Genomic DNA, 22226 nt, shown 5'->3' with positions numbered 1-22226 from the left:
TACCTCCGAGAAATATAGTGACGACCCGTGGGGCACCAACGACTCCTCCGCACGAGATAAAATCGAGGGTACGGAAGTGCGCGTCACCGCCGACGGCCTGATCTACGTCATCCCCGCTCATCGACACCACTATTACCGGTACAAGCTGGACGGCACGCCCGACCAACGGCCGAGAGGAACAAGCCTGAGAGACCGTGAGGACGGCGTTTACAACTGGGAAGACGTTGCCTCGGTACCCGAAGTCAAAACCCCTTCGGGCCAGGAGCGCTTCACCTGTGATTCCTCGCTCAATCCTCCGGCCCGCACGGACGATGAATGAACTTCCCGGGCATCGGTGGGCAGGTCATGCCGGGCGCAGCAACGCGCAAGATGTGCGTCGCCTCCCTGAGTGCGAACGCGACAAATGGTCGCAGCGCGAATGGGATCCCGAGCGGAATGACGCTCGAGTTCAGGTTGCCAGCGGCATCTCCACCACGAACACCGCGCCACCCTCCGCATGGTTTTCCGCCGTCAGGCGCCGTGGCGCTCGACGATTCCGTAGCTGATTGCCAGCCCCAGGCCCGTGCCCATCCCGACCGGCTTGGTAGCGAAATAGGGGACAGACCCAATGCCGTTAAGTTAAGCGATGTCTTTGCCATCATGCCGGCTTGTATGCGCGATGCCGAGTCGACTTGACAGCTTGACGTGGTCTGGGGAAATGGCGGTCAGGTCGGAAGGAGAAATGGGGTCAGACTCGATTTTTGCAGAAACTGCCGACACGCTGCGCCGCCAGCACGAACATACGACCGCGATGTGGAAGCAGCACCTCACGAAGGAATTGCAGTTCGCATGAAAGTCCTTCTCCCTGCCGCCCTGGCCGCCCTCGCCACCCTATCCGGATGCGGAACCATCGCCTCCATCGCCACCGGCGCCGGCGCAATGCCCTTGAACGAAATTCCCCGCTACGACGGGCCGCGCCAGGTCATCTACCGTATCGACCAGTATCGCTACATCACCACCGAGGCCTACCAGCACTGCGACCGCCATGGCTACCTGTATTGGCATGACGACCGCAAGAACCAGCACGTGAAGTTGGGCTGGACCGCGCCCTGGTTTGGTCGCTATGTCATCGAACCAGGCGAGGACCGCATCGCCATCCCAAATTTCGGATGCGAAGACAAGGGTTGCTATCTCACAATTGACTTCTCGAATGACGGAGGAAAGACTTGGGATGTCTTCTCGTCGGAACGCTTCGGCGGCAGTCATTGGGGGCTGCGCGATAAAACAGCCGGAAAAGAGATCGAAGCCACCGAGGTGCGTGTCACCGCCGAAGGACTCATCTACGTCATTGCCTCACATCGACATCACTATTCCCGCTACCGGCTCGACGGCACACCCGACCAACGGCCGAGAGGAACGAGCCTGAGTGACCGTAAGGACGGTGTTTTCAACTGGGAAGACGTTGCCTCAGTCCCCAACGTAAAAACCCCTTCCGGCCAGGACCGCTTCACCTGTGATACCTCGCTCAATCCACCGCCTCGCAAGGACGAAGAGTAGCGAGGGGGGTGTCCGGCATCAGGCAGGAGACGCGGTGAAAGGCCTTCTCCTTCAGGGCGTTTGAAGTCAGCGCGACTCGAGGATCAACCGGCCATTGTGCGGCTGGATCGGGCGGCCATTGCGGGCGTAAAGGCGGGCGAAGATTGCGAGCTGGTCGGACGAGAGGTGGAGCGGCTCCTTCATCACCGCCCACAGCACGCCTTCGGTGCAAGGAGGGGATTCGAGCGAGCCCATGAAGAGGTAGTGCGAGGAGGACGCGGGCAGCAGGCCCGCCGGGTCTATCGTTACCGTCGGCGTGTAGTCCGTGCCGCGCTCGAGCGGCAGGTTGTTCCACAGGTTCTGGATCAGCGGGTGCGGACGGTCGCCGCTTTCGAGCAGCACGGCGACGATCGCGATGTTGCCGGCGGCGTCGCGGTGATGGAAATGCACGACCATGTCGGAGGCCTGGCCGCCGACGCGCTCGACCGAGGGACGGTGGAATTCGAAGAATTCGAGTTCGTAACGCTGGCTGCGCAGCACGACGCCCATGCCTGCCCCCACGTGCACGCGTAGCGTGCGGCCTGTATCGGCGATACGGAAGCCGGTGTCGCGGTAATCGAAGCGCGGCGCTTCGAGATCGACCGCGATGCCGTTGCGCAGGTCTATCGGCGACTGGCGCTTGCCTTGGGCGCAGACAGCCCATTCCGGGCGCAGCGAGGCCCATTTGTCCGGCCCCGTGTCGCCTTCGTAGCTCCATTCGGGACGCCGCCACGCGAAGTCGGGGACGGACGGCGCCCGGGACGGCGTGGGTGCGAGCGAAGCGACCGTCTCGCGGGCGGGTGCCGCACTGCGGCCGGGCGACGATGCCGTCTTCACGGACGGCGACGATGCCGCCGGGGTGGATTGCGCCTCGGGTGCCGCCACCTTGCTCCGCGCCCGACGCGCGATGCGCTCGGTCTCGCGCGCCGGGGTATCGGTCGGCACCGCGGCCGACCGGCTCAACGGGACCAGCGGGGTGACGCCGGCGTCGGCATTCGCAGCCTCGGCGATCGCCGTCACGTCGCGCGCAATCTTCTTCAGCTCGGAGACCGAGGGGGGTTTGCACACTTCCTGCCACAGGCGTTCGTCCACGCTGTTGCGTGCCGCCAGCACCGGGCTCTCGTCGAGACCTCCCTCCTCGCGCAGCACGACGTGGCGCTCGTCCATATACACGCGCTTGAGCGTGAAGAAGCTGCGGTTGTAGCAATCGTAGCGGTTCATCGCCTTCACCGACGCGTAGCCCTCGATCGCGGCACGTTCGGGCGAGAGGACGATGCGCGCCCACGCGACCTTCTGCCCGCCGTCGGACTGGATCACGCTGGAACGGTCGATCTCGACCGTGCGCTCGCGGTCGCGCACGACCATGTCCCAGGTCTGCTCGGCCGAGACGAAACCCGGCAGCAGCAGGGCTGCGAGCAGTGCGCAACGGACGGGAAGGCGAGCAGTCATGGCGGGCGGGAAGACAACAGACAAGGCAATGCTGACCGGACCCGGCCACGGCCGGATCCTCCATGCGGAAGTCTTCGGCAGCAATCCGCGAATCTTTAGCGTCATCTGCGCGCCGCCCTTCCCTTCATCACCTGCGTGCGGTTACAATCCGCGCCGTCATTAGGGAGTAGCCGCCTCCGAACCCCTCGGAGGGACCACGTCAACAAACTTGCCCATCCGGGCATGGCGTTGTCAGTCCTCGGACCTGGCGAGACTTTTGACCGCATGCTCTCCGATTGTTCGGGCCGGGGAGGCGTGCGGTCATCGGTCATGCGCCGGCCCGGAGAACCTGATGAACCTGCCTCTCGAAGCATTTTCCGTTTCCACCGGCATCGTCGCGCTCGCCGAAATCGGCGACAAGACGCAGCTGCTCGCCTTCATGCTCGCCGCGCGCTTCCGCAAGCCGTGGCCGATCATCGCCGGCATCCTCGTCGCGACGATCGCCAACCATGCCTTCGCAGGTGCGGTCGGCACCTGGGTCACGACCGTGCTCGGGCCGGACGTGCTGCGCTGGGTGCTGGGCCTGTCCTTCATCGCGATGGCGGTGTGGATGATGATCCCCGACAAGCTCGACGAGGACGAGATCACGGTGCCGAAGTTCGGCGTGTTCGCGACCACGGTCGTGGCCTTCTTCCTCGCCGAGATGGGCGACAAGACGCAGATCGCGACCGTCGCGCTGGCCGCCCAGTACGGCACCTTCGTCGCGGTGGTCACCGGCACGACGCTGGGCATGATGATCGCGAACGTGCCGGCCGTGCTCGCCGGCAATGGCATCGCCAAGCGCCTGCCGATTCGCTTGATCCACGGTGTGGCGGCGTCGATCTTCGCGGTGCTCGGCGTCGCGGCGCTGATCGGCATCGGCCTGGACTGACGCTGGGCGGGACGGCTTGCCACGGCGGAGACGTTTCGGTAGCGTCGTCCGCCTGCTCTCCCGTTTCGAGGTAAACCGTGCCGCGCCAGATCCCCAACGTCGTCAGCATCGCCGGCGTCGACCCGTCCGGCGGTGCCGGCGTGTTCGCCGACATCAAGACCTTCTCCGCGCTCGGCGCCTACGGCTGCGGCGTCGTTGCGGCATTGACCGCGCAGAACACGCAGGCGGTGACCGGCGTGCATGTGCCGCCGACGGATTTCCTGCGCTTGCAGATCGACACGCTGTTCGCCGATGTCGCGATCCATGCGGTGAAGCTCGGCATGCTCGGCAGCGCCGAGATCGTCGCGACGGTTGCGGACCGGCTCGCGCATTTCGACGCGCCCTTCGTCGTGTGCGATCCGGTGATGGTCGCGAAGAGCGGCGATCACCTGCTCGCGCGCAGCGCCGTCGCGATGCTGATCGAGGCGCTGCTGCCGCGCAGTTTCATGATCACGCCCAACCTGCCGGAGGCCGGCGTGCTGCTCGAGCAGCGCCCGCCCGAGACGGTGAAGGAGATGTACCGTGCCGCCGAGCGCTTGCGCGAGATGCTGCCGCTGTCGTCCGAGCGCTGGGTGCTGCTGAAGGGCGGTCACCTGCCCGGCAACGAGGTCGTCGACCTGCTCTTCGACGGCGACCGCATGATCGAGCTGCCGTCGCCGCGCATCGAGACGAAGAACACCCACGGCACCGGGTGCACGCTGTCGTCGGCGGTCGCCGCACTGCTGCCGCAGCATGCGGGAGGCCTGCGGCCCGTGGAGGCGGCGGTGCGTGATGCGCGCGACTACCTGCTGCGGGCGATCGCCACGTCCGGCGCGCTGTCGGTCGGCAAGGGGCACGGGCCGGTGCATCATTTTCACCGCTGGTGGCCGGGCGCCTGATGTGCACCGCCCGCCTCCGCGCGAAGCGGCGACGGCACCCTTGCGACCGCAATCACGACCCGGCGCCGCTTTCCGACGAATATCTCAGTAATCGAACGTCACGTCCCGTTTTTTGGTGATTTACACGCACCAAGCTTTGGCGTAACGTGTCGCAACTTACCTAGGGGTCCTTGCATCCGCCTTCGCGGCGGCTGCAGGGTGAGAAAAACCCTTTGAACCTGATCCGGGTAATTCCGGCGAAGGGAAGTGTAGGTCGCTGCCCCGCGCCTGCTCCTTCCGGTCGTCCACCCGGCCCGCCCCACCGAAGGAGAGCGCAATGAACGCCAACGAGAAATTCATCGCAGCGAAGGCCCACGTCGACGAGGCCGCGATCGCCCCGCTGCCCAATTCCCGCAAGATCTACGTCGAAGGCTCGCGCCCGGACATCCGCGTGCCGATGCGCGAGATCTCGCAGGCCGACACGCCGACAGCGTTCGGCGGCGAGAAGAACCCGCCGATCTTCGTGTACGACACCTCGGGCCTCTACACCGACCCGAGCGCCAAGATCGACATCCGCTCCGGCCTGCCGGCGCTGCGCCAGCAGTGGATCGAGGAGCGCGGCGACACCGAAATCCTCGCCGACCTCTCGTCCGAATTCGGCCGCCAGCGCGCCGGCGACAAGAGCCTCGACGAACTGCGCTTCCCCGACCTGCACCGCCATCCGCGCCGCGCCAAAGCCGGCGCCAATGTCTCGCAGATGCACTACGCGCGTCGCGGCATCATCACGCCCGAGATGGAATACGTCGCGATCCGCGAGAACATGAACCGCCGCGCCTACGTCGAGACGCTGCGCGGCACGGGCCCGACCGGCGAAAAGATGGCGAAGCTGCTGACCCGCCAGCATCCGGGCCAGCACTTCGGCGCATCGATTCCCGAGGAGATCACGCCCGAGTTCGTGCGCAGCGAAGTCGCCCGCGGCCGCGCGATCATCCCGAACAACATCAACCACCCCGAGTCCGAGCCGATGATCATCGGCCGCAACTTCCTCGTGAAGATCAACGCCAACATCGGCAACTCGGCACTCGGCTCGTCGATCTCGGAAGAGGTCGACAAGATGACCTGGTCGATCCGCTGGGGCGGCGACACGGTGATGGACCTGTCGACCGGCAAGAACATCCACGAGACGCGCGAGTGGATCATCCGCAACTCGCCGGTGCCGATCGGCACGGTGCCGATCTACCAGGCGCTCGAGAAGGTGAACGGCAAGGCCGAGGACCTCACCTGGGAGATCTTCCGCGACACGCTGATCGAACAGGCCGAACAGGGCGTCGACTACTTCACGATCCACGCGGGCGTGCTGCTGCGCTACGTGCCGATGACCGCCAACCGCATGACCGGCATCGTGTCGCGCGGCGGCTCGATCATGGCGAAGTGGTGTCTCGCGCACCACAAGGAGAGCTTCCTCTACACGCACTTCGAGGACATCTGCGAGATCATGAAGGCCTACGATGTGGCCTTCTCGCTCGGCGACGGCCTGCGTCCGGGCTCGATCTACGACGCGAACGACGACGCGCAGTTGGGCGAGCTGAAGACACTCGGCGAGCTCACCGACATCGCGTGGAAGCACGACGTGCAGACCATCATTGAAGGTCCGGGCCACGTGCCGATGCACCTCATCAAGGAGAACATGGATCTCCAGCTCGAGCACTGCAAGGAAGCGCCCTTCTACACGCTGGGGCCCCTGACGACCGACATCGCCCCGGGCTACGACCACATCACCAGCGGCATCGGCGCGGCGCAGATCGGCTGGTACGGCACCGCGATGCTGTGCTACGTCACGCCGAAGGAACACCTGGGCCTGCCGGACAAGAACGACGTCAAGGAAGGCATCATCACCTACAAGCTCGCCGCGCACGCAGCCGACCTCGCGAAGGGCCATCCCGGCGCGCAGATCCGCGACAACGCGCTCTCCAAGGCGCGCTTCGAGTTCCGCTGGGAGGACCAGTTCAACCTTGGCCTCGACCCGGACAAGGCGAAGAGCTTCCACGACGAGACCCTGCCGAAGGAATCCGCCAAGGTCGCCCACTTCTGCTCGATGTGCGGCCCGCACTTCTGCTCGATGAAGATCACGCAGGACGTGCGCGACTTCGCGGCGAAGGAAGGCCTGAAGGAAGAGGAAGCGCTCGCCAAGGGCATGGAAGTGAAGTCGGTCGAGTTCGTGAAGGCCGGCGCCGAGGTGTACAAGAAGATCTGACGCTGCCGCTCGACGCAGGCAACGCCGACGGGCCGCCCAGTGCGGCCCGTTTTCTTGCCTCAGCGCGTCTTCGGCACCGGCAGCTCGACGATACGCGCCGACACGTCGCCGCCCGACACGAGCAGCTCCCCCACCGCGACCGGCAGCGTGAAGCGGCGCGGGCCGGCACTGCCCGGATTCACGTAAAGCACGCCGTCGCGCTCCTCCACGCGCGGCTTGTGCGAGTGACCGCAGACCACCACGCGGATCCCCGCCGCGGCGGGATCGAGCGCGAGTTCGGCGAGGTCGTGGATCACATGGATCGCGACGTCCCCGACACGCAGATCCTCCGTTTCGCGCACTCGCCCGGCCCACGCGCCCCCGTCATTGTTCCCACGCACGACCGTCAGCGGCGCAACGCGCGCAAGGGCGTCGAGGATTGCCGGCGCGCCGATATCCCCCGCATGGATGATGCGGTCGCAGCCGTCGAGGAAATCCACCGCCTCGGGACGCAGCAGCCCGTGGGTGTCGGAGATCAGGCCGATGCGGTACATGGAAACTCCTCGGGCTATTCCGAGCCGGGGCAGTCGGGAATTATCTGCGTCAATGTTCACGACGCCGGCACGCAATCTTTCGGGGCAATCTCGAAAGCAACTTCCCCGTGCGGTAGAACCGGCGTGCGGACGCACCCTTCGCATCTTGCGGCCACGGCGCCTCGGCCGGCAAGCTCCACGACGGGTCGAACTTCGCACCCCTCGCCCCCTCCAACCTCTACGTTCCGCCAGCACCGTCCGCACCTGCGGGGGGCGGCGGAACGGTCGATGGAGGATCCCGCGATGCGAAGATTCCTGACAGCCGTGTTCGCGGCGCTCGTCACGGCCCTTCTCGCAACCGGCACCGGCTGTGCGACGACCGCGACGGACGGCACGCAGTCATCGGCCCCGTCCCGCGACAACATGCGAGGCGGCGGCGGAGGCTACTGACGGAGGCCCCGCAAGGGGCCGCGCGTCACCTGTTTCGTCCGAACGTCATGCGGTGCGACAATGTCGGATCACCCACGCGTGCCACCGCCAATGACCATCGACCAGCCCCTGCCGATCGCCGCCATCGTCTACCGTCCCACCGACCACATCGAGCCGGTGCTCCTGGAGGCGGCGCACGCGCTGGCCGGCCTTGGCGTGCGGCTCGGCGGCATCCTGCAGCACGACATCCCGACGACGATCAATGACCCCTGCGGCATGGAACTGGAGGATCTCGCTTCCGGCGAGCGCTTCGCCCTGTCGCAGGATCTGGGCAGCGGGTCGGAAGCCTGCCGGCTCGATCCGGATGCGCTCGCGCATGCCGCGGTCGCGGTGCGCGGGGCGCTCGAACGCGGCGCGGAGCTCGTCTTCATCAACAAGTTCGGCGCGCAGGAAGTGAGCGGAGCGGGTCTGCGCACCGAGATGGCGCTGGCGGTGACGAGCGGCGTGCCGGTCATCACCGCGGTGGGGGAGCGCTTCCTCGCCGAATGGCAGCACTTCACCGGTGGCCATTCGACGCTCCTCGAACCGAAGGTCGCCGACATCCTCGCATGGTGGCACGCGCTGCCCGCGCGCACCTGAACGATGGACTGCCGCCCGGCCTGCGCCGCCTGCTGCATCGCTCCGTCCATCTCCAGCCCCATTCCGGGCATGGAGGGCGGCAAGCCCGCCGGCGTGCGCTGCGTCCAGCTCGATGAAACCGACCGCTGCCGCCTGTTCGGCGACCCGCGTCGCCCCACGGTTTGCGGCAGCCTAGCGCCCAGTCCGCAGATGTGCGGCACGCATCGCGAGGCGGCGATGCGCTGGCTGGCCGATCTGGAAACGCTCACCGCGCCGGCCTGACGCTTACTTTCCGTTGCGACTGAGGGGCGATTTGTGCCGTCCTGCAACATGACGAGGGGTATCATCGCGCCTTTCGTTCATCATTGCCCCGGCGCAAGCCGCCCCGCCTCATGGATCTCGCCCAGCTTTTCGTCGCCCTGCTTCTCGGCATCATCGAAGGCCTCACCGAATTCCTTCCGGTCTCCTCGACCGGCCACCTGATCATCTTCGGCGACCTGCTCGGCTACAACGACGAGGCCAGCAAGGTGTTCAAGATCGTGATCCAGCTCGCGGCGATCCTCGCGGTGTGCTGGGATTACCGCGAACGCCTCGTGCACGTCGCGACCGGCGTCGCCAGCGATCCCGCCGCCCAGCGCTTCGTCGGGCTGCTGATCGTCGGCTTCCTGCCCGCCGCCGTGCTGGGCGTGATGTTCCATTCGAAGATCAAGGCACTGCTCTTCAACCCGCTCACCGTCGCGACCGCGCTGATCGTCGGCGGCTTCGTGATCCTGTGGCTGGAAAAGCGCAGCTACCATCCGCGCATCAATGCCGTCGACGAAATGCGCTGGCCCGATGCGCTCAAGGTCGGCTTCGCGCAGGCGCTGGCGATGATTCCCGGCACCTCGCGCTCGGGCGCGACCATCATGGGCGGGCTGGTGTTCGGCCTGTCGCGCAAGACGGCGGCGGAGTTCTCCTTTTTCCTCGCGATCCCGACCATGTTCGCGGCGACCGCGTACGACCTCTACAAGGCGCGCGACATGCTCCACGCCAGCGACCTGCCGGTATTCGCGGTCGGTTTCGTCGCGTCCTTCGTCGCCGCGATGTGGGCGGTGAAGACCTTCATCCGCTTCGTCTCCAACCACACCTTCATCGTCTTCGCGTGGTACCGCATCGTCTTCGGCATCATCGTGCTGGCGACGTGGAAGCTCGGCCTCGTCGCGTGGAGCGAGGTCTGAGCGCCCGGAAACCCGCCGCACGTGGTTAAACTAGGGGCTTCGCCACAGCCCCTGCATACGCAATGATCATCTACCTGCACGGTTTCCGCTCGGCTCCGGCGTCGATCAAGGCGCAGGCGCTGCAGCGCCACATGGCTGCGAAGGGGCTGGGCGAGGAATTCTGGTGCGAGCTGCTACCGCCCGAGCCGGACGCCGCCATCGCGCTGGTCGAGCGCCAGATCGCGCACTGCCGCAGCGCGCGCCCGACCCTCGCGCCGACGCTGGTCGGCAGTTCGCTGGGCGGCTACTACGCGACGCATCTCGCCGAAAAGCACGACCTCAGGGCCGTGCTCGTGAATCCGGCCGTCGTCGCACCGCTGTCGCTGGAAGCCTACGTCGGCGAGCAGACCAACCTGTACACGGGCGAAACCTTCGACTTCAAGGAAGCCTACATCCGCCAACTGCGCGCGATGGACGTCGCGACAATCGCGCGGCCGCAGAACTTCTGGCTGATGGTCGAGACCGGCGACGAAGTGCTGGACTACCGCGACGCCGTCGCGAAGTACGCCGGTGCGCGCCAGACCGTGCTCGAAGGCGGCGACCACGGCTTCTCGCGCTGGACCGACTTCCTCGACGAGGTGATCGCCTTCGCCGGGCTCGCGGCACGATGAGCGCGCCCGCAGGCTTCGACGCGCGTCGCTTCAAGGCGCAGGAGCGCGCCGGCTTCAACCGCATCGCCGCACGCTACGCGGAAGGCGCCCACCTGCGCGCCGACCTCGCCACGGCGCTGCTCGACGCGGCCGATCTCGCACCGGGACAGACCGTGCTCGATCTCGCGAGCGGTCCCGGACTCCTCGCCCGCGACGCCGCCGCCCGCATCGCGCCGGGCGGCTGGGTGCTCGCGAGCGACATCGCCGACGGCATGCTCGCGGAAGGCGCGCGTCGCACGACCGCCGAGGGCAAGAGCGACGCCCTCGGCTTCGCCGCCGCCGACGCCGAACACCTGTGCCTGCCCGACGCAAGCTTCGACCGCGTGCTCGCCGGCCTCGCGCTCTTCATGTTCCCGCATCCGCAGCAGGCGCTCGCCGAGATGCGCCGCGTGCTGCGCCCCGGCGGACGCATCGCGCTCTCCGTATGGGGGCCGCGCGAAGCCGTGCCGCTGATTGCACGCGCGCAGGACTGCATCGCCCGCCAGCTCCCGCCCCCCAAGGTCGCCCGTCCCTCGGTGTTCCGCTTCGGCGATGCCGCCGCGCTGACGATCGCGCTGACCGAGGCCGGATTCGCGGACGTACACATCGCTCCCTGCCCCTTCCGCTGCCACTTTGCCGACGCGGAAAGCTACTGGCAGGCCTTCCTCGATCTCGCCGGCGGCGCGGCCGAGGCCCTCTCGCGCCTGCCCGAAGCCACCCAGGCCACCCTGCGCGCCGCAGTCGAAGCCGACCTCGCAAGCCATCGCACCGAGGACGGCGGCTTCACCGTCGAAGCCCTCGCGCTGGTCGCGACCGCCCGTTCATGACGGCGGCAGCAAGCGATTCGCAGCGACGCCGCCAGGGCGTCATCGCGACGCTGATCGCGTTCACGATCTGGGGGCTGATGCCGCTCTACTTCAAGGCGGTCGGCAGCGTGTCGCCGGGAGAAATCGTCGCGCATCGCGTGCTGTGGTCGGTCGTCTTCCTCCTCGCACTGCTCGCGTTCTGGCGCGGCTTCGACGGCCTGCGCCGCGTCGCCGCCCAGCCGCGCCTCATCGGCCTGCTCGCGCTGTCGGCCTCGCTCACCGGCAGCAACTGGCTCGTCTTCGTGTGGGCGATCTCCGCCGACCGCTTGCTCGAAGCGAGCCTCGGCTACTTCATCAATCCGCTGGTGAGCATCCTGCTCGGCCGTCTCGTGCTCGGAGAGCGCATGCGCCCGCTGCAACAGGCGGCCGTCGCGCTCGCCTGCGCCGGCGTCGCGTGGCGCGTGTGGCAGGTCGGCACGCTGCCGTGGATCGCACTCTTCCTCGCGATCACCTTCGGCGTGTACGGCCTGCTGCGCAAACGCGCGCCGGTCGATGCGATCAATGGCCTGTTCGTCGAAACTCTGGTCACCGCGCCGCTCGCGATCGGCTGGCTGGCTTGGCTCGCCAGCCGCGGCACGCTGCAGTTCGGCCAGGATCTCGCCACCGACGCGCTGCTGCCGCTCGCCGGCGTGCTCACCGCCGTGCCGCTGATGCTGTTCGCGATCGGCGCGCAGCGCCTGCCGCTATCCACGGTCGGCTTCGTGCAGTACCTCGCGCCCAGTCTCAACTTCCTGCTCGCGGTATTCGTCTTCCGCGAACCCTTCGATGCCGGCCAGCTCGCCGGCTTCGCGCTGATCTGGGCAGCACTCGCCGTCTATTCGGTCGACATGCTGCGGGCGAACCGCGCGGCGCCATAGTCGTGCGCCCCCCTCTGCGCCCGGCGGTCGAATCCATTAAACTGTCGGGCTTGCTCAAGTATGGCGGTTCCGATGTTCGTGCTGTTCGAAGAGGATGGGGCCTTCAAGGCCGGGACCATCCTCGCTGATAACGATTCCTCGCTGCAGGTCGAGACGTCCCACGGCAAGCGCGTGAAGCTGAAGAGCAGCCACGTGCTGATGCGCTTCCGCGAGCCGTCGCCGGGCGACCTGCTCAACCGCGCCGAAGCCGGCGCCGAGGAACTGGACACCGCCTTCCTGTGGGAAGTGAGCGGCGACGACGAGTTCGCCTTCGACGCGTTCGCCGCCGAATACCACGGCCACGCGCCGAACGCCGTCGAGTCCGCGAGCATCCTGCTGCGCCTGCACTCGGCGCCGATGTACTTCCACCGCAAGGGCCGCGGCCGCTTCCGCAAGGCACCCGCCGACATCCTGCAGGCCGCACTCGCCGGGCTGGAGAAGAAGCGCCAGCAGGCCGAGGCGATCGAGCGCATGCGCGCCGAGCTGGTCGCGGGCCGGATGCCGGCCGAGATCGCCGGCATGCTGCCGCAGCTCCTCTACCGCCCCGACCGCAACCGCGTCGAAACCAAGGCCTTCGAGGCCGCCTGCGTGGACGCCGGGCTGTCGGCCCCGCGCCTGCTGCTGCAATGCGGCGCGCTGGAGTCGAGCTACGACTTCCACTACAACCGCTTCCTGTTCGAATACTTCTCCGAAGGCACCGCCTTCCCGGCCTTCGAAGCCCCGGCCGACCCGGCGGATCTCCCGCTCGCGCAGGTCGCCGCATTCTCGATCGACGACGCCACCACCACCGAGATCGACGACGCCTTCTCGGTGACGCCGCGCGAAGGCGGCGGCTGGCGCATCGGCATCCACATCGCCGCACCGACGCTCGGCTTCGCGCGCGGCTCCTCGCTCGACGCGATCGCGCGCCGGCGCCTGTCCACCGTGTACATGCCGGGCAACAAGATCACGATGCTGCCCGACGCGGTCGTCGAAACCTTCACGCTCGCCGCCGGCCGCGACTGCCCCGCCGTATCGCTGTACCTCGACGTCACCGCGGCGCTCGCCGTCCAGCGCCACGAGACGGTCGTCGAGCGCGTGCCCATCGTCGCGAACCTGCGCCACCACGACATCGAACCGCTCTTCAACGAGCAGGTGCTGCACGACCACTCCGGCGGCCCCGACTTCGAATGGAAGCGCGAACTCACGCTGCTGTGGGACCTCGCCAACGTGCTCGAGGCCGGCCGCGGCAAGGCCGAGGACAACCGCAACCAGGTCGACTTCAACTTCTACGTCGACTGGCAGACGCACACCGCCGACGGTCCCGGCTACGTCACGATCTCGCAGAGGAAGCGCGGCTCGCCGCTCGACAAGCTGGTGGCCGAGATGATGATTCTCGCCAACTCGACCTGGGGCAAGCTCCTCGACGAAGCCGGCATCCCGGGCCTGTACCGCGTGCAGAGCGGCGGCAAGGTGCGCATGTCGACCGCCGCCGGCCCGCACGACGGCCTCGGCGTGGACTGCTACGCGTGGTCGAGCTCGCCGCTGCGCCGCTATGTCGACATGGTCAACCAGTGGCAGATCGTCTCGGTGCTGCGTGACGAAGCGCCCGCATTCGCACCGAAGTCAGCGGACCTGATGGCCGCGATGCGCGACTTCGACGTCACCTACGCCGCCTATGCCGATTTCCAGCGCCAGATGGAACGCTACTGGTGCCTGCGCTGGCTGCGCCAGCAGCCGGGCATCGCCGTCGACGGCAAGGTGCTGCGCGACAACCTCGTGCGCCTCGACGCAATCCCGCTGATGGTCAAGGTGCCCTCGCTGCCGGTGATGCTCCCGGGCACGCGCGTGCGCCTGACGGTCGAACACAGCGACCTTCTCGACGTCGACATCAGCGCCCGCTTCGTCGAAATGCTCGCCGAGCCCGATCCCGCAGAAGCGGCCGACGCGGCACTCGAAGGCAACTGAACGCCGGACGGCATGGATCGCAACAACGACCTTCGCTCCCCGCACACGACCGGCGGCCCGGCACGCCCGGCGACCGCAGCGGCTCGTCCCACGGGCACCGTGGGACGAGCCGCCGGCGTAGCTTCCCCTCCTCTGCCGGCCGGTCGTGGTGGAAGCATCCTGCAGGGCGACCCGCTGCTCGCGATCGCCTTCCTCCTGTCCGTCGCGATCCACGCGCTGGCGCTGTCGATCGGCTTCACGATGGACCTCGGGCCGCGCCCGCGCGAACTCGACCGCGGCCTGGAAGTGGTGCTGGTGAACGCCCGCCACGCGCGCGCGCCGGAAAAGGCCGACGTGCTTGCCCAGGCCAACCTCGACGGCGGCGGCAACAGCGAGCAGAACGCACGCCCGAAGTCGCCGCTGCCACCCCAGCCCACGCAGCGCGACGGCGACACGCTCACCGAATCGCGCAAGCGTACCTCGGATCGCAACGCCGCCCGCCCCGAAGTCATGACCGCGCCGAAATCGGCTGCGCAGGCCCAGGCCGCGGTGCAGCAGCCCGATCCGGCGGCCATCGAGCCGAAGCCGTCGGGCCTCGACCTCCTCGACAGCGCCGCGGCCGCCGCGCGCCTCGAGGCGGAGATCGACCGCAAGCTCGACGAGTACGCCAAGCGCCCGCGCAGAAAGTTCATCGGCGCGAAGGCCAAGGAGTACCGCCTCGCGCAGTACGTCGAGGACTGGCGCCAGAAGATCGAACGCGTCGGCACCCTCAACTACCCCGATGCGGCGCGCGGACGCCTGTACGGCAGCCTGCTGCTGCTCGTCGCGATCCGTGCGGATGGCTCGGTCGAGCGCGTCGAAGTGCAGCGCTCATCGGGCGAACCCGTGCTCGACGAAGCCGCCAAGCGCATCGTCACCCTCGCAGCCCCCTTCTCCAGCTTCCCGAATGACATCCGCGCCGATACCGACATCGTCGAGATCGTGAGGACCTGGACCTTCACCAACGCCGACCGCCTCACCGCCCACTAGACACGCACGCCCATGGACCGCTACGCCGTCATCGGAAACCCCATCGCCCACAGCAAGTCTCCGGTGATCCACGCCGCCTTTGCCGCCCAGACCCGCCAGACGCTGACCTACGAAGCGCTGCTCGCGCCGCTCGACGGCTTCGCCGCGACGGTCGCCGGATTCCGCGCCGCGGGCGGGTGCGGCTGCAACGTCACGGTCCCGTTCAAGCTCGAAGCCTTCGCGCTGGCCGAGCGGCGCTCGCCGCGCGCACAGGCCGCCGGCGCGGTGAACACCCTCAAGTTCGACGCCGAAGGCATCTACGGCGACAACACCGACGGCGCCGGCCTCGTGCGCGATCTCACGCACAACCTCGACTGCCCGCTCGCCGGCCGCCGCATCCTGCTGCTCGGCGCGGGCGGCGCCGCGCGCGGCGTGATGCTGCCCCTGCTGTCCGCCGCGCCCGCGCGCCTCACGCTCGCGAACCGCACCGTGTCGCGCGCCGAGGCGCTCGTTGCCGAATTCACCTCCGCCGCCGGCAGCACGCCGCTCGCAGCCGGCAGCTTCGCGGATCTCGCCGGATCGCAGTTCGACGTCGTCATCAACGCGACCGCCGCGAGCCTCGCCGACGAGGCCCCGCCGCTACCCGCGGGCCTGTACGCGCCCGGCGCGCTGGCCTACGACATGATGTACGGCCGCGGCGACACGCCCTTCCTCGTCGCGGCCCGCAGTGACGGCGCGGCACGGCTCGCCGACGGCCTCGGCATGCTCGTCGAGCAGGCAGCAGAGAGCTTCCTGCTGTGGCGCGGCGTGCGCCCCGCGACGGCCCCGGTCCTTGCCGAGTTGCGGCGCCAGATCGAAGGCGCATGAAGACGCTCCTGCGGCGCGCGGGCTGGGTGTGCGCGGCGCTCGTCGCGCTGCTGGTGGTGTACCAGCTGTGGATCTTCCTGCTGGTGCTGTGGTGGAGCCATTTCAACCCGTCGAGCACCAGCTTCATGGACATCCGCCTCGACGAGCTGCAGGAGAAGCGCCCGAATGCGGAACTCCGCCACGAGTGGGTTCCTTACGAACGCATTTCCATCCATCTCAAGCGCGCCGTGATCGCCGCCGAGGACGACAGCTTCATCGACCACGAAGGTTTCGACTGGGAAGGCATCCAGCGCGCGCTGGAGAAGAACCAGCGCAAGGGCCGCGCGGTCGCGGGCGGTTCCACGATCAGCCAGCAGCTCGCGAAGAACCTGTTCCTGTCGCCGACGCGCAGCTACTTCCGCAAGGCGCAGGAAGCGGTCATCACCGTGATGATCGAGACCGTGTGGAGCAAGCGGCGCATTCTGGAGGTGTACCTCAATGTCGTCGAATGGGGCAGCGGAATCTTCGGTTGTGAAGCCGCCGCGCGCCGCTACTACGGCGTTCCCGCCGGCCGGCTGGGCCCCGACGAGGCCGCGCGCCTCGCGGTGATGCTGCCCAATCCGCGCAAGTACGAGAAGCAGTTCGGCCCTCGCCTGGCCGCCCACGCGGCACGCATCCGCGGGCGCATGGCCTACGCCCAGGTGCCCTGAACGCGGCCTCCGGGGCCACGCGGCGCCGGGCGGCTGACGCGTTGCAACATTTTCGCCTTTCCGGGGTCGCAAGAGCACCGCGAAGTCCGTAGAATTCGCGCCTTACGACCGAACCCCCACACCTACCGGAGGCGCCGATGAGCGAGCAGGACGAACGCCACCCGGACGACGTCCAGCAGCACCTGCGCGAAGTCCAGGAACTGCTTGCACGCCACAAGGTGGTGGAGGATCTCGTCCATCGGCAGGACATGCCCCGCCACGAGCTGGTCGAGAATCTCGTCCACAAGCAGCACGTCGCCGAACTCCAGGCCAAGCTCGATTCGCTGCACCCCGCGGACATCGCCTACATCCTCGAAGCGCTGCCGCTCGAGGACCGCCTGTTCGTTTGGGACCTCGTCAAGGCCGAGCGCGACGGCGACATCCTGCTGGAAGTCTCCGACGCGGTGCGCGAGTCCCTCATCGAGACGATGGATCCGCACGAGCTCAAGGCCGCTGCGGAGACCCTCGACGCCGACGAACTCGCCGACCTCGCGCCCGACCTGCCGCCCGAGGTCATGCTGGACGTGTTCCAGTCGCTCGACAGCGAGGAACGCGAACAGCTGCGTGCGGCGATGTCCTTCCCGGAGGAGTCGGTCGGCGCGCTGATGGACTTCGACATGGTGACCGTCCGCGAGGACGTCACGCTCGAGGTCGTGCTGCGCTACCTGCGCCGCTTCGACGAGCTGCCGGACCACACCGACAAGCTCTTCGTCATCGACCGCGAAGACCACCTGAAAGGCATCCTGACGCTCGAATCGCTGCTCATCAACGACCCCGAGATGGTCGTCGGCGAGGTCATGCACAAGGAAAACGTCATCAGCTTCGAGCCCGAGGACGAAGCCGACGACGCGGCCCAGGCCTTCGAACGCTACGACCTCGTGTCCGCGCCGGTAATCGACGCCGAGAAGCGCGTCATCGGCCGCCTGACCGTCGCCGACGTGGTCGATTACATCCGCGAGGAATCCGAGCACGAGATCCTCAGCCACGCCGGTCTGCGCGAAGAGGAAGACATCTTCGCCTCGGTGTGGGATTCGGTGAAGAACCGCTGGGCGTGGCTGGCGATCAACCTCGTCACCGCCTTCATCGCCTCGCGCGTGATCGGCGCCTTCGAAGGCTCGATCGAGAAACTCGTCGCGCTGGCCGCGCTGATGCCCATCGTCGCCGGCATCGGCGGCAACTCGGGCAACCAGACCGTGACGATGATCGTGCGCGCGATCGCGATGGGCCAGGTCGAACAGACCGCGATGCAACGCCTGATGCGCAAGGAGATGGGCGTCGCCGTCGTCAACGGCCTCGTGTGGGGCGGGCTGCTCGGGCTCCTCGCGTGGTTCCTCTACGGCAGCGCCTCGCTCGGCGCGGTGATGACGGCGGCGATGACGCTGAACCTGCTGCTCGCCGCCTGCGCCGGCGTGCTGATCCCGATGGTACGGCTGCGCTTCGGCGCCGACCCGGCGATGGGCGGCTCGGTGCTGATCACCGCGCTCACCGACTCGGGCGGCTTCTTCATCTTTCTCGGGCTCGCGACGCTGTTCCTGCTGTAACGCGCCAGCCCCTTCGCGGGAGCGGCTTCGGCCGCGAAGGGCGCCGATTTTCCTGTGGGAGCGGCTACCACATAGCCGCGCTCCCACATGGCGGCTCCCGCCGCGCAGGCTATCGCCTGCGCACCTCAGCCCAGCTGTCCAAATACCTTGCGAGCAGCTGCCACGGTCGCATCGATGTCCGCCGCCGTGTGCGCTGCCGACACGAAACCCGCCTCGAACGCCGACGGCGCGAAGTAATGCCCGGCCTCCAGCATCGCGTGGAAGAAGCGGTTGAAGGTGTCGCGGTCCGACGCCATCACTTCGGTGTAGGAGCGCGGCACGCCCTGCGCGAAGTACAGGCCGAACATGCCGCCGACCGAATCGGCGCAGAAGGTCACGCTCGCCTCGCGCGCCGCCGCCGACAGCCCGTCCACCAGCTGCGTCGCACGCGCCGCGAGCGTGTCGTAGAAGCCCGGCTCGCGCACGAGCTTCAGTGACGCGAGGCCCGCCGCGACCGCCACCGGGCTGCCTGACAGCGTGCCGGCCTGATACACCGAACCCAGCGGCGCGATGTGGTTCATGATGTCGCGCCGGCCGCCGAAGGCGCCCACCGGCATGCCGCCGCCGATCACCTTGCCCAGCGTCGTCAGGTCGGGCGTGATGCCATAGAGACCCTGCACGCCCTGCGCTCCGACGCGGAAGCCGGTCATGACCTCGTCGAAGATCAACACGGCGCCATACTTCGTGCACAACTCGCGCAACCCCTCGAGGAAGCCCGGCAGCGGCTTGATCAGGTTCATGTTGCCGGCAATCGCCTCGACGATCACCGCGGCGACCTCGTTGCCGCGCGCCTTGAAGACGTCCTCGACCTGCCCGAGGTCGTTGTAGTCGAGCACGATCGTGTGCTTCGCGAAGTCCGCCGGCACGCCGCCCGAGGACGGGTTGCCGAAGGTCAGCAGGCCCGAGCCCGCCTTCACCAGCAGGCTGTCGGCGTGGCCGTGGTAGCAGCCCTCGAACTTGATGATCCCGTCGCGACCGGTGAAGCCGCGTGCGAGGCGGATCGCGCTCATCGTCGCCTCGGTGCCCGAGCTCACCAGCCGCACCATTTCGATCGACGGCATCAGTTCGCAGATCAGCTCGGCCATCTCGACTTCGCCTTCGGTCGGCGCGCCGAAGGACAGCCCGCGCAGCGCTGCCTCGCGCACCGCCTCGACGATGGCCGGATCGGCGTGACCGGTGATCGCCGGCCCCCACGACCCGACGTAGTCGATGTAGTCCTTGCCGTCCGCGTCCCATACGCGCGCCCCTTGCGCACGCTCGATGAAGCACGGCGAACCGCCGACCGAGCGGAAGGCCCGCACGGGCGAGTTGACGCCGCCGGGGATGGTTTTCTGGGCACGCTGGAAAAGGACTTCGTTCTTGCTCGTCATGTCGGGTTGCACTCGTCGATTGGCAGAGAGGAAATGGATCGGAATTGCAAAGAGCGGGAAATGGCGGAAAAGAGCGCCGTCGACTCAGCCGGACAGCCCGAAGGCCGCACGATACGCCGCGGCACGGCCACCCGGATCGGGATCGTCGAAGACGTCGGAAATCACCGCCAGCAGGTCGGCTCCGGCAGCGATCGCCTGCGGCGCGTTGTCCAGCGTGATGCCGCCGATTGCCGCAACCGGGAGCCTCAGCTCGCGCCGCGCCCGGGTCAGCAGTTCGAGCGGCGCATGCACCGCGGCAGGCTTGGTCGGGGACGCGAACACCGCGCCGAAGGCGACGTAGTCGGCTCCCGCCGCGGCCCCCTCCTCGGCCCGCGCCCATTCGTTGTAGCAGGTCACGCCGAGGATGCGCTGCGGCCCCAGCGCGGCACGCGCCGCATGCAGGTCGCCGTCGTCGCGCCCGAGATGCACGCCGTCCGCCCCCGCCGCGAGCGCGAGCTCGAGACTGTCATTGACGATGAAGGGCACGCCGGCCTCGCGGCACAGCGCTGCGATCGCCACCGCCTGCTGCCGCCGCAACGTCGTATCGGCATGCTTGCTGCGGTACTGCAGCAGGGCAGGCCGCCCCGCGAGGGCGCGCCGGACATCCGCCAACAGGGCCGCACTGTCTGCCGTGTCGGGGGTGATCAGATATAGTCCGCGCAGAGGGGGCTCACGCTTTGCCATCGTCATCCTCGCTCGCCCGCGCCCAGAAGAACCGGTCCGGAAGGGCCATGCCCATGCCCGGTCGATAGGCGCTGGACAGCGCCTGCCAGGTGAATTCCTGCGCCTCGCGCACCGCCTCGGCTACCGCCATGCCATGCGCCAGCGCCCCCACGAGCGCGGCGGCCAGCGTCGCGCCGGCACCGAGGAAGCGGCCCGGCAGGCGCTCCCACGCATCCGTGCGCACGACGCCTTCGCGCCCCACCAGCACGTTGATCAGTTGCGGCCCCGGCTCGCCGGCACCGGTCAGCAGCACGTATTCCACACCGCGCCCGAGCACGCGCGCAATTGCATCCGCAAGCGACAGCGCGTCGTCCTCCTCGCCTGGATCCTCATCGCCCGGGTCGTCCGCGTCCGCCGTTTCGCCGCCCTCGAAGATTTCGCCTAGCGCCCCGAAGTCGTCGGCGTCGACGAACTCGCCGCCTTCATCGTCGTCCTCCGCGGGCGTCAGGGCAGCCAGCTGCAGCACCTCGCTGCGGCTCGCGACCAGCACCGTCACCTGCGGCAGCACCAGCTCGGCGAGCGCTGCTACCATGTCCTCGCCGGCGGCCTCCTCGCCATCCACGATGGACAGCGCCGGTTCCAGCACCAGCGGGACATCGGGATAATCGGACAGGATCTCGGCGATCGCCGCGACATTCTCGACACTGCCGAGCATGCCCAGCTTGAAGGCCTGCACCGGGATGTCCTCGAGCAAGGCCCGCGCCTGCGAATCGACGGCCTCGGCGTCCAGCGCCAGCAGCTCCTCGACGCCGCGCGTGTCGCGCACCGAGATTGCCGCCACGACGGACAAGGGATGACATCCCATGCTCGCCAGCGTCAGGACATCCGACTGGAGGCCGGAGCCGGCGGTCGCGTCGCTGGTCGCGAAGCACAGCACTACAGGAGGAACAGCGGTGAATCCGAGGGGCATGACGGAATCTGCCGGTTACGCCAGACGCCTGTTCTGGCACGGCATGAAAAATGCGGTAAGATGCGGCGGATTTTACAGCCAATTTGCCCGGAGCATGCTTATAGATGGCCAATACGCGCCCCCATACCGGAAGCATCCGGCGCGCGCGCTCATCGGCCACCCCGGCGGGCGTATTCGGTCCGGCGGCAACGCCGGAGTCCTCCGTGAGCGCCCCCCGGCAGCCGGACGGGAAGCGGGGATGCGGTCGGCATGCCACCAGCCCGCAGCCGCGCCTTCGCAGCATGCCCCGATCAACACGCGGACATGTCGCCGCACCCGACCAGGCTGCATGTCGCAACGCCTGCGCGATGAAAAAGCGCGCGCACAGCCACCACGCCGGCCCCGCCAGCAAGGATTGATGCCATGGATCTGACCGGACTCAAGGTGATGGTGATCGACGACAGCAACACCATCCGCCGCAGCGCCGAGATCTTTCTCACGAACTCCGGCTGCCAGGTGCTGCTGGCCGAGGACGGCTTCGACGCCCTCGCGAAGATCGCCGACCATCATCCCGACGTGATCTTCGTCGACATCATGATGCCGCGCCTCGACGGCTACCAGACCTGCGCGCTGATCAAGAAGAACCCGCAGCTCGCCTCGACCCCGGTGATCATGCTGTCGTCAAAGGACGGCCTGTTCGACCGCGCGCGCGGCCGCATGGTCGGCTCCGACGAATACCTCACCAAGCCCTTCACCAAGGACAGCCTGCTCAAGGCGGTCGCCACCCATGCCGCGCGCAAGGCCGGCACGGATCTTTGACTGGAGAC

Annotated in this window: 22 protein-coding genes and 2 riboswitches; of the genes, 17 read left to right on the top strand and 5 right to left on the bottom strand. The window is 67.8% G+C overall.

Going from position 1 to position 22226, the window contains the following annotated elements; genetic code table 11:
• Both BW991_RS23915 and BW991_RS16935 read left to right on the top strand, forming a co-directional pair.
• Nucleotides 1-319: hypothetical protein (locus tag BW991_RS23915; RefSeq protein ID WP_170879126.1), on the top strand; the 319-nt coding region annotated here is incomplete at its 5' end.
• A gap of 509 nt (nt 320-828) precedes the next feature.
• The gene (locus BW991_RS16935) at nt 829-1536 is read left to right on the top strand and encodes a T6SS immunity protein Tli3 family protein (protein ID WP_076603286.1); all 708 of its coding nucleotides are present in this window, start codon (nt 829-831) and stop codon (nt 1534-1536) included.
• A gap of 66 nt (nt 1537-1602) precedes the next feature.
• Here BW991_RS16935 and BW991_RS16930 read toward each other — a convergent pair whose 3' ends face one another.
• Nucleotides 1603-3003: a surface-adhesin E family protein gene (locus BW991_RS16930; RefSeq protein ID WP_076603285.1), complete on the bottom strand. Its 1401-nt coding sequence runs from the start codon at nt 3001-3003 to the stop codon at nt 1603-1605.
• 149 nt (nt 3004-3152) lie between these two features.
• Nucleotides 3153-3333: riboswitch (yybP-ykoY riboswitch) on the top strand.
• Nucleotide 3334: 1 nt separating this feature from the next.
• Here BW991_RS16930 and BW991_RS16925 point away from each other — a divergent pair.
• The 3 genes from BW991_RS16925 to thiC all read left to right on the top strand — a co-directional run bounded on the left by BW991_RS16925 (nt 3335) and on the right by thiC (nt 7063).
• Nucleotides 3335-3913 (top strand): TMEM165/GDT1 family protein, encoded by a 579-nt coding sequence (locus BW991_RS16925; RefSeq protein ID WP_076603284.1) that lies wholly within the window; start codon nt 3335-3337, stop codon nt 3911-3913.
• Between the two features lie 77 nt (nt 3914-3990).
• Complete coding sequence (thiD, locus tag BW991_RS16920; protein ID WP_076603283.1) at nt 3991-4830, top strand: bifunctional hydroxymethylpyrimidine kinase/phosphomethylpyrimidine kinase; 840 nt, start codon at nt 3991-3993, stop codon at nt 4828-4830.
• A 152-nt stretch (nt 4831-4982) separates the two neighbouring features.
• Nucleotides 4983-5092: riboswitch (TPP riboswitch) on the top strand.
• Nucleotides 5093-5146: 54 nt separating this feature from the next.
• Nucleotides 5147-7063 (top strand): phosphomethylpyrimidine synthase ThiC, encoded by a 1917-nt coding sequence (gene thiC, locus BW991_RS16915; RefSeq protein WP_076603282.1) that lies wholly within the window; start codon nt 5147-5149, stop codon nt 7061-7063.
• 59 nt (nt 7064-7122) lie between these two features.
• Here the strand turns inward: thiC and BW991_RS16910 are convergent, their stop codons facing one another.
• On the bottom strand, nt 7123-7596 hold the full coding sequence (locus tag BW991_RS16910; RefSeq protein WP_076603281.1) for a metallophosphoesterase family protein: 474 nt from the start codon (nt 7594-7596) through the stop codon (nt 7123-7125).
• Nucleotides 7597-8115: 519 nt separating this feature from the next.
• Here BW991_RS16910 and BW991_RS16905 point away from each other — a divergent pair.
• The 11 genes from BW991_RS16905 (at nt 8116) to mgtE (ending at nt 18339) form a co-directional block, all read left to right on the top strand.
• Nucleotides 8116-8643, top strand: a complete 528-nt coding sequence (locus BW991_RS16905; protein ID WP_088179629.1) for a DUF2478 domain-containing protein — start codon at nt 8116-8118, stop codon at nt 8641-8643.
• A 3-nt stretch (nt 8644-8646) separates the two neighbouring features.
• Nucleotides 8647-8904, top strand: coding sequence for a YkgJ family cysteine cluster protein (locus BW991_RS16900; RefSeq protein ID WP_076603280.1), 258 nt, complete (start codon nt 8647-8649; stop codon nt 8902-8904).
• Nucleotides 8905-9014: 110 nt separating this feature from the next.
• Nucleotides 9015-9839 (top strand): undecaprenyl-diphosphate phosphatase, encoded by an 825-nt coding sequence (locus BW991_RS16895; RefSeq protein ID WP_076603279.1) that lies wholly within the window; start codon nt 9015-9017, stop codon nt 9837-9839.
• A 62-nt stretch (nt 9840-9901) separates the two neighbouring features.
• Nucleotides 9902-10489 (top strand): YqiA/YcfP family alpha/beta fold hydrolase, encoded by a 588-nt coding sequence (locus tag BW991_RS16890; protein ID WP_076603278.1) that lies wholly within the window; start codon nt 9902-9904, stop codon nt 10487-10489.
• On the top strand, nt 10486-11334 hold the full coding sequence (locus tag BW991_RS16885; protein ID WP_076603277.1) for a methyltransferase domain-containing protein: 849 nt from the start codon (nt 10486-10488) through the stop codon (nt 11332-11334). Before BW991_RS16890 ends, BW991_RS16885 begins: the two co-directional genes overlap by 4 nt.
• Nucleotides 11331-12230, top strand: a complete 900-nt coding sequence (gene rarD / locus BW991_RS16880) for an EamA family transporter RarD (protein WP_076603276.1) — start codon at nt 11331-11333, stop codon at nt 12228-12230. The genes BW991_RS16885 and rarD overlap by 4 nt, the downstream gene beginning before the upstream one ends.
• A 72-nt stretch (nt 12231-12302) precedes the next feature.
• A complete protein-coding gene (locus BW991_RS16875) occupies nt 12303-14216 on the top strand; it encodes a ribonuclease catalytic domain-containing protein (protein WP_076603301.1) in 1914 nt (637 codons plus the stop codon).
• A 12-nt stretch (nt 14217-14228) separates the two neighbouring features.
• On the top strand, nt 14229-15224 hold the full coding sequence (locus BW991_RS16870; RefSeq protein WP_170879124.1) for an energy transducer TonB: 996 nt from the start codon (nt 14229-14231) through the stop codon (nt 15222-15224).
• Nucleotides 15225-15236: 12 nt separating this feature from the next.
• Nucleotides 15237-16070, top strand: a complete 834-nt coding sequence (gene aroE / locus BW991_RS16865; RefSeq protein ID WP_076603275.1) for a shikimate dehydrogenase — start codon at nt 15237-15239, stop codon at nt 16068-16070.
• Nucleotides 16067-16759 (top strand): monofunctional biosynthetic peptidoglycan transglycosylase, encoded by a 693-nt coding sequence (mtgA, locus tag BW991_RS16860; protein WP_076603274.1) that lies wholly within the window; start codon nt 16067-16069, stop codon nt 16757-16759. The genes aroE and mtgA overlap by 4 nt, the downstream gene beginning before the upstream one ends.
• Nucleotides 16760-16896: 137 nt before the next feature.
• On the top strand, nt 16897-18339 hold the full coding sequence (gene mgtE, locus BW991_RS16855) for a magnesium transporter (protein WP_076603273.1): 1443 nt from the start codon (nt 16897-16899) through the stop codon (nt 18337-18339).
• 125 nt (nt 18340-18464) lie between these two features.
• On the opposite strand, the gene hemL is transcribed toward mgtE, so the two are convergent.
• The 3 genes from hemL to thiD (BW991_RS16840) form a co-directional block, all read right to left on the bottom strand.
• Nucleotides 18465-19748 carry a glutamate-1-semialdehyde 2,1-aminomutase gene (gene hemL / locus BW991_RS16850; protein WP_076603272.1) on the bottom strand — a complete coding sequence of 428 codons (1284 nt, stop codon included), beginning with the start codon at nt 19746-19748 and terminating at the stop codon, nt 18465-18467.
• 84 nt (nt 19749-19832) lie between these two features.
• Entirely contained in the window at nt 19833-20471 is a 639-nt protein-coding gene (thiE, locus tag BW991_RS16845; RefSeq protein WP_076603271.1) for a thiamine phosphate synthase, read from the bottom strand.
• Nucleotides 20458-21420 (bottom strand): bifunctional hydroxymethylpyrimidine kinase/phosphomethylpyrimidine kinase, encoded by a 963-nt coding sequence (thiD, locus tag BW991_RS16840; protein ID WP_170879123.1) that lies wholly within the window; start codon nt 21418-21420, stop codon nt 20458-20460. Before thiD (BW991_RS16840) ends, thiE begins: the two co-directional genes overlap by 14 nt.
• 402 nt (nt 21421-21822) lie before the next feature.
• Here thiD (BW991_RS16840) and BW991_RS16835 point away from each other — a divergent pair, with 402 nt between their 5' ends.
• Nucleotides 21823-22218 (top strand): response regulator, encoded by a 396-nt coding sequence (locus BW991_RS16835; RefSeq protein WP_076603270.1) that lies wholly within the window; start codon nt 21823-21825, stop codon nt 22216-22218.
• Nucleotides 22219-22226: the final 8 nt, after the last annotated feature.

This window comes from Aromatoleum tolulyticum (assembly GCF_900156155.1).
Taxonomy (GTDB): domain Bacteria; phylum Pseudomonadota; class Gammaproteobacteria; order Burkholderiales; family Rhodocyclaceae; genus Aromatoleum; species Aromatoleum tolulyticum.
Note: the sequence above shows the minus strand (reverse complement) of the source record. Positions and strands in the feature narration are given on the sequence as shown.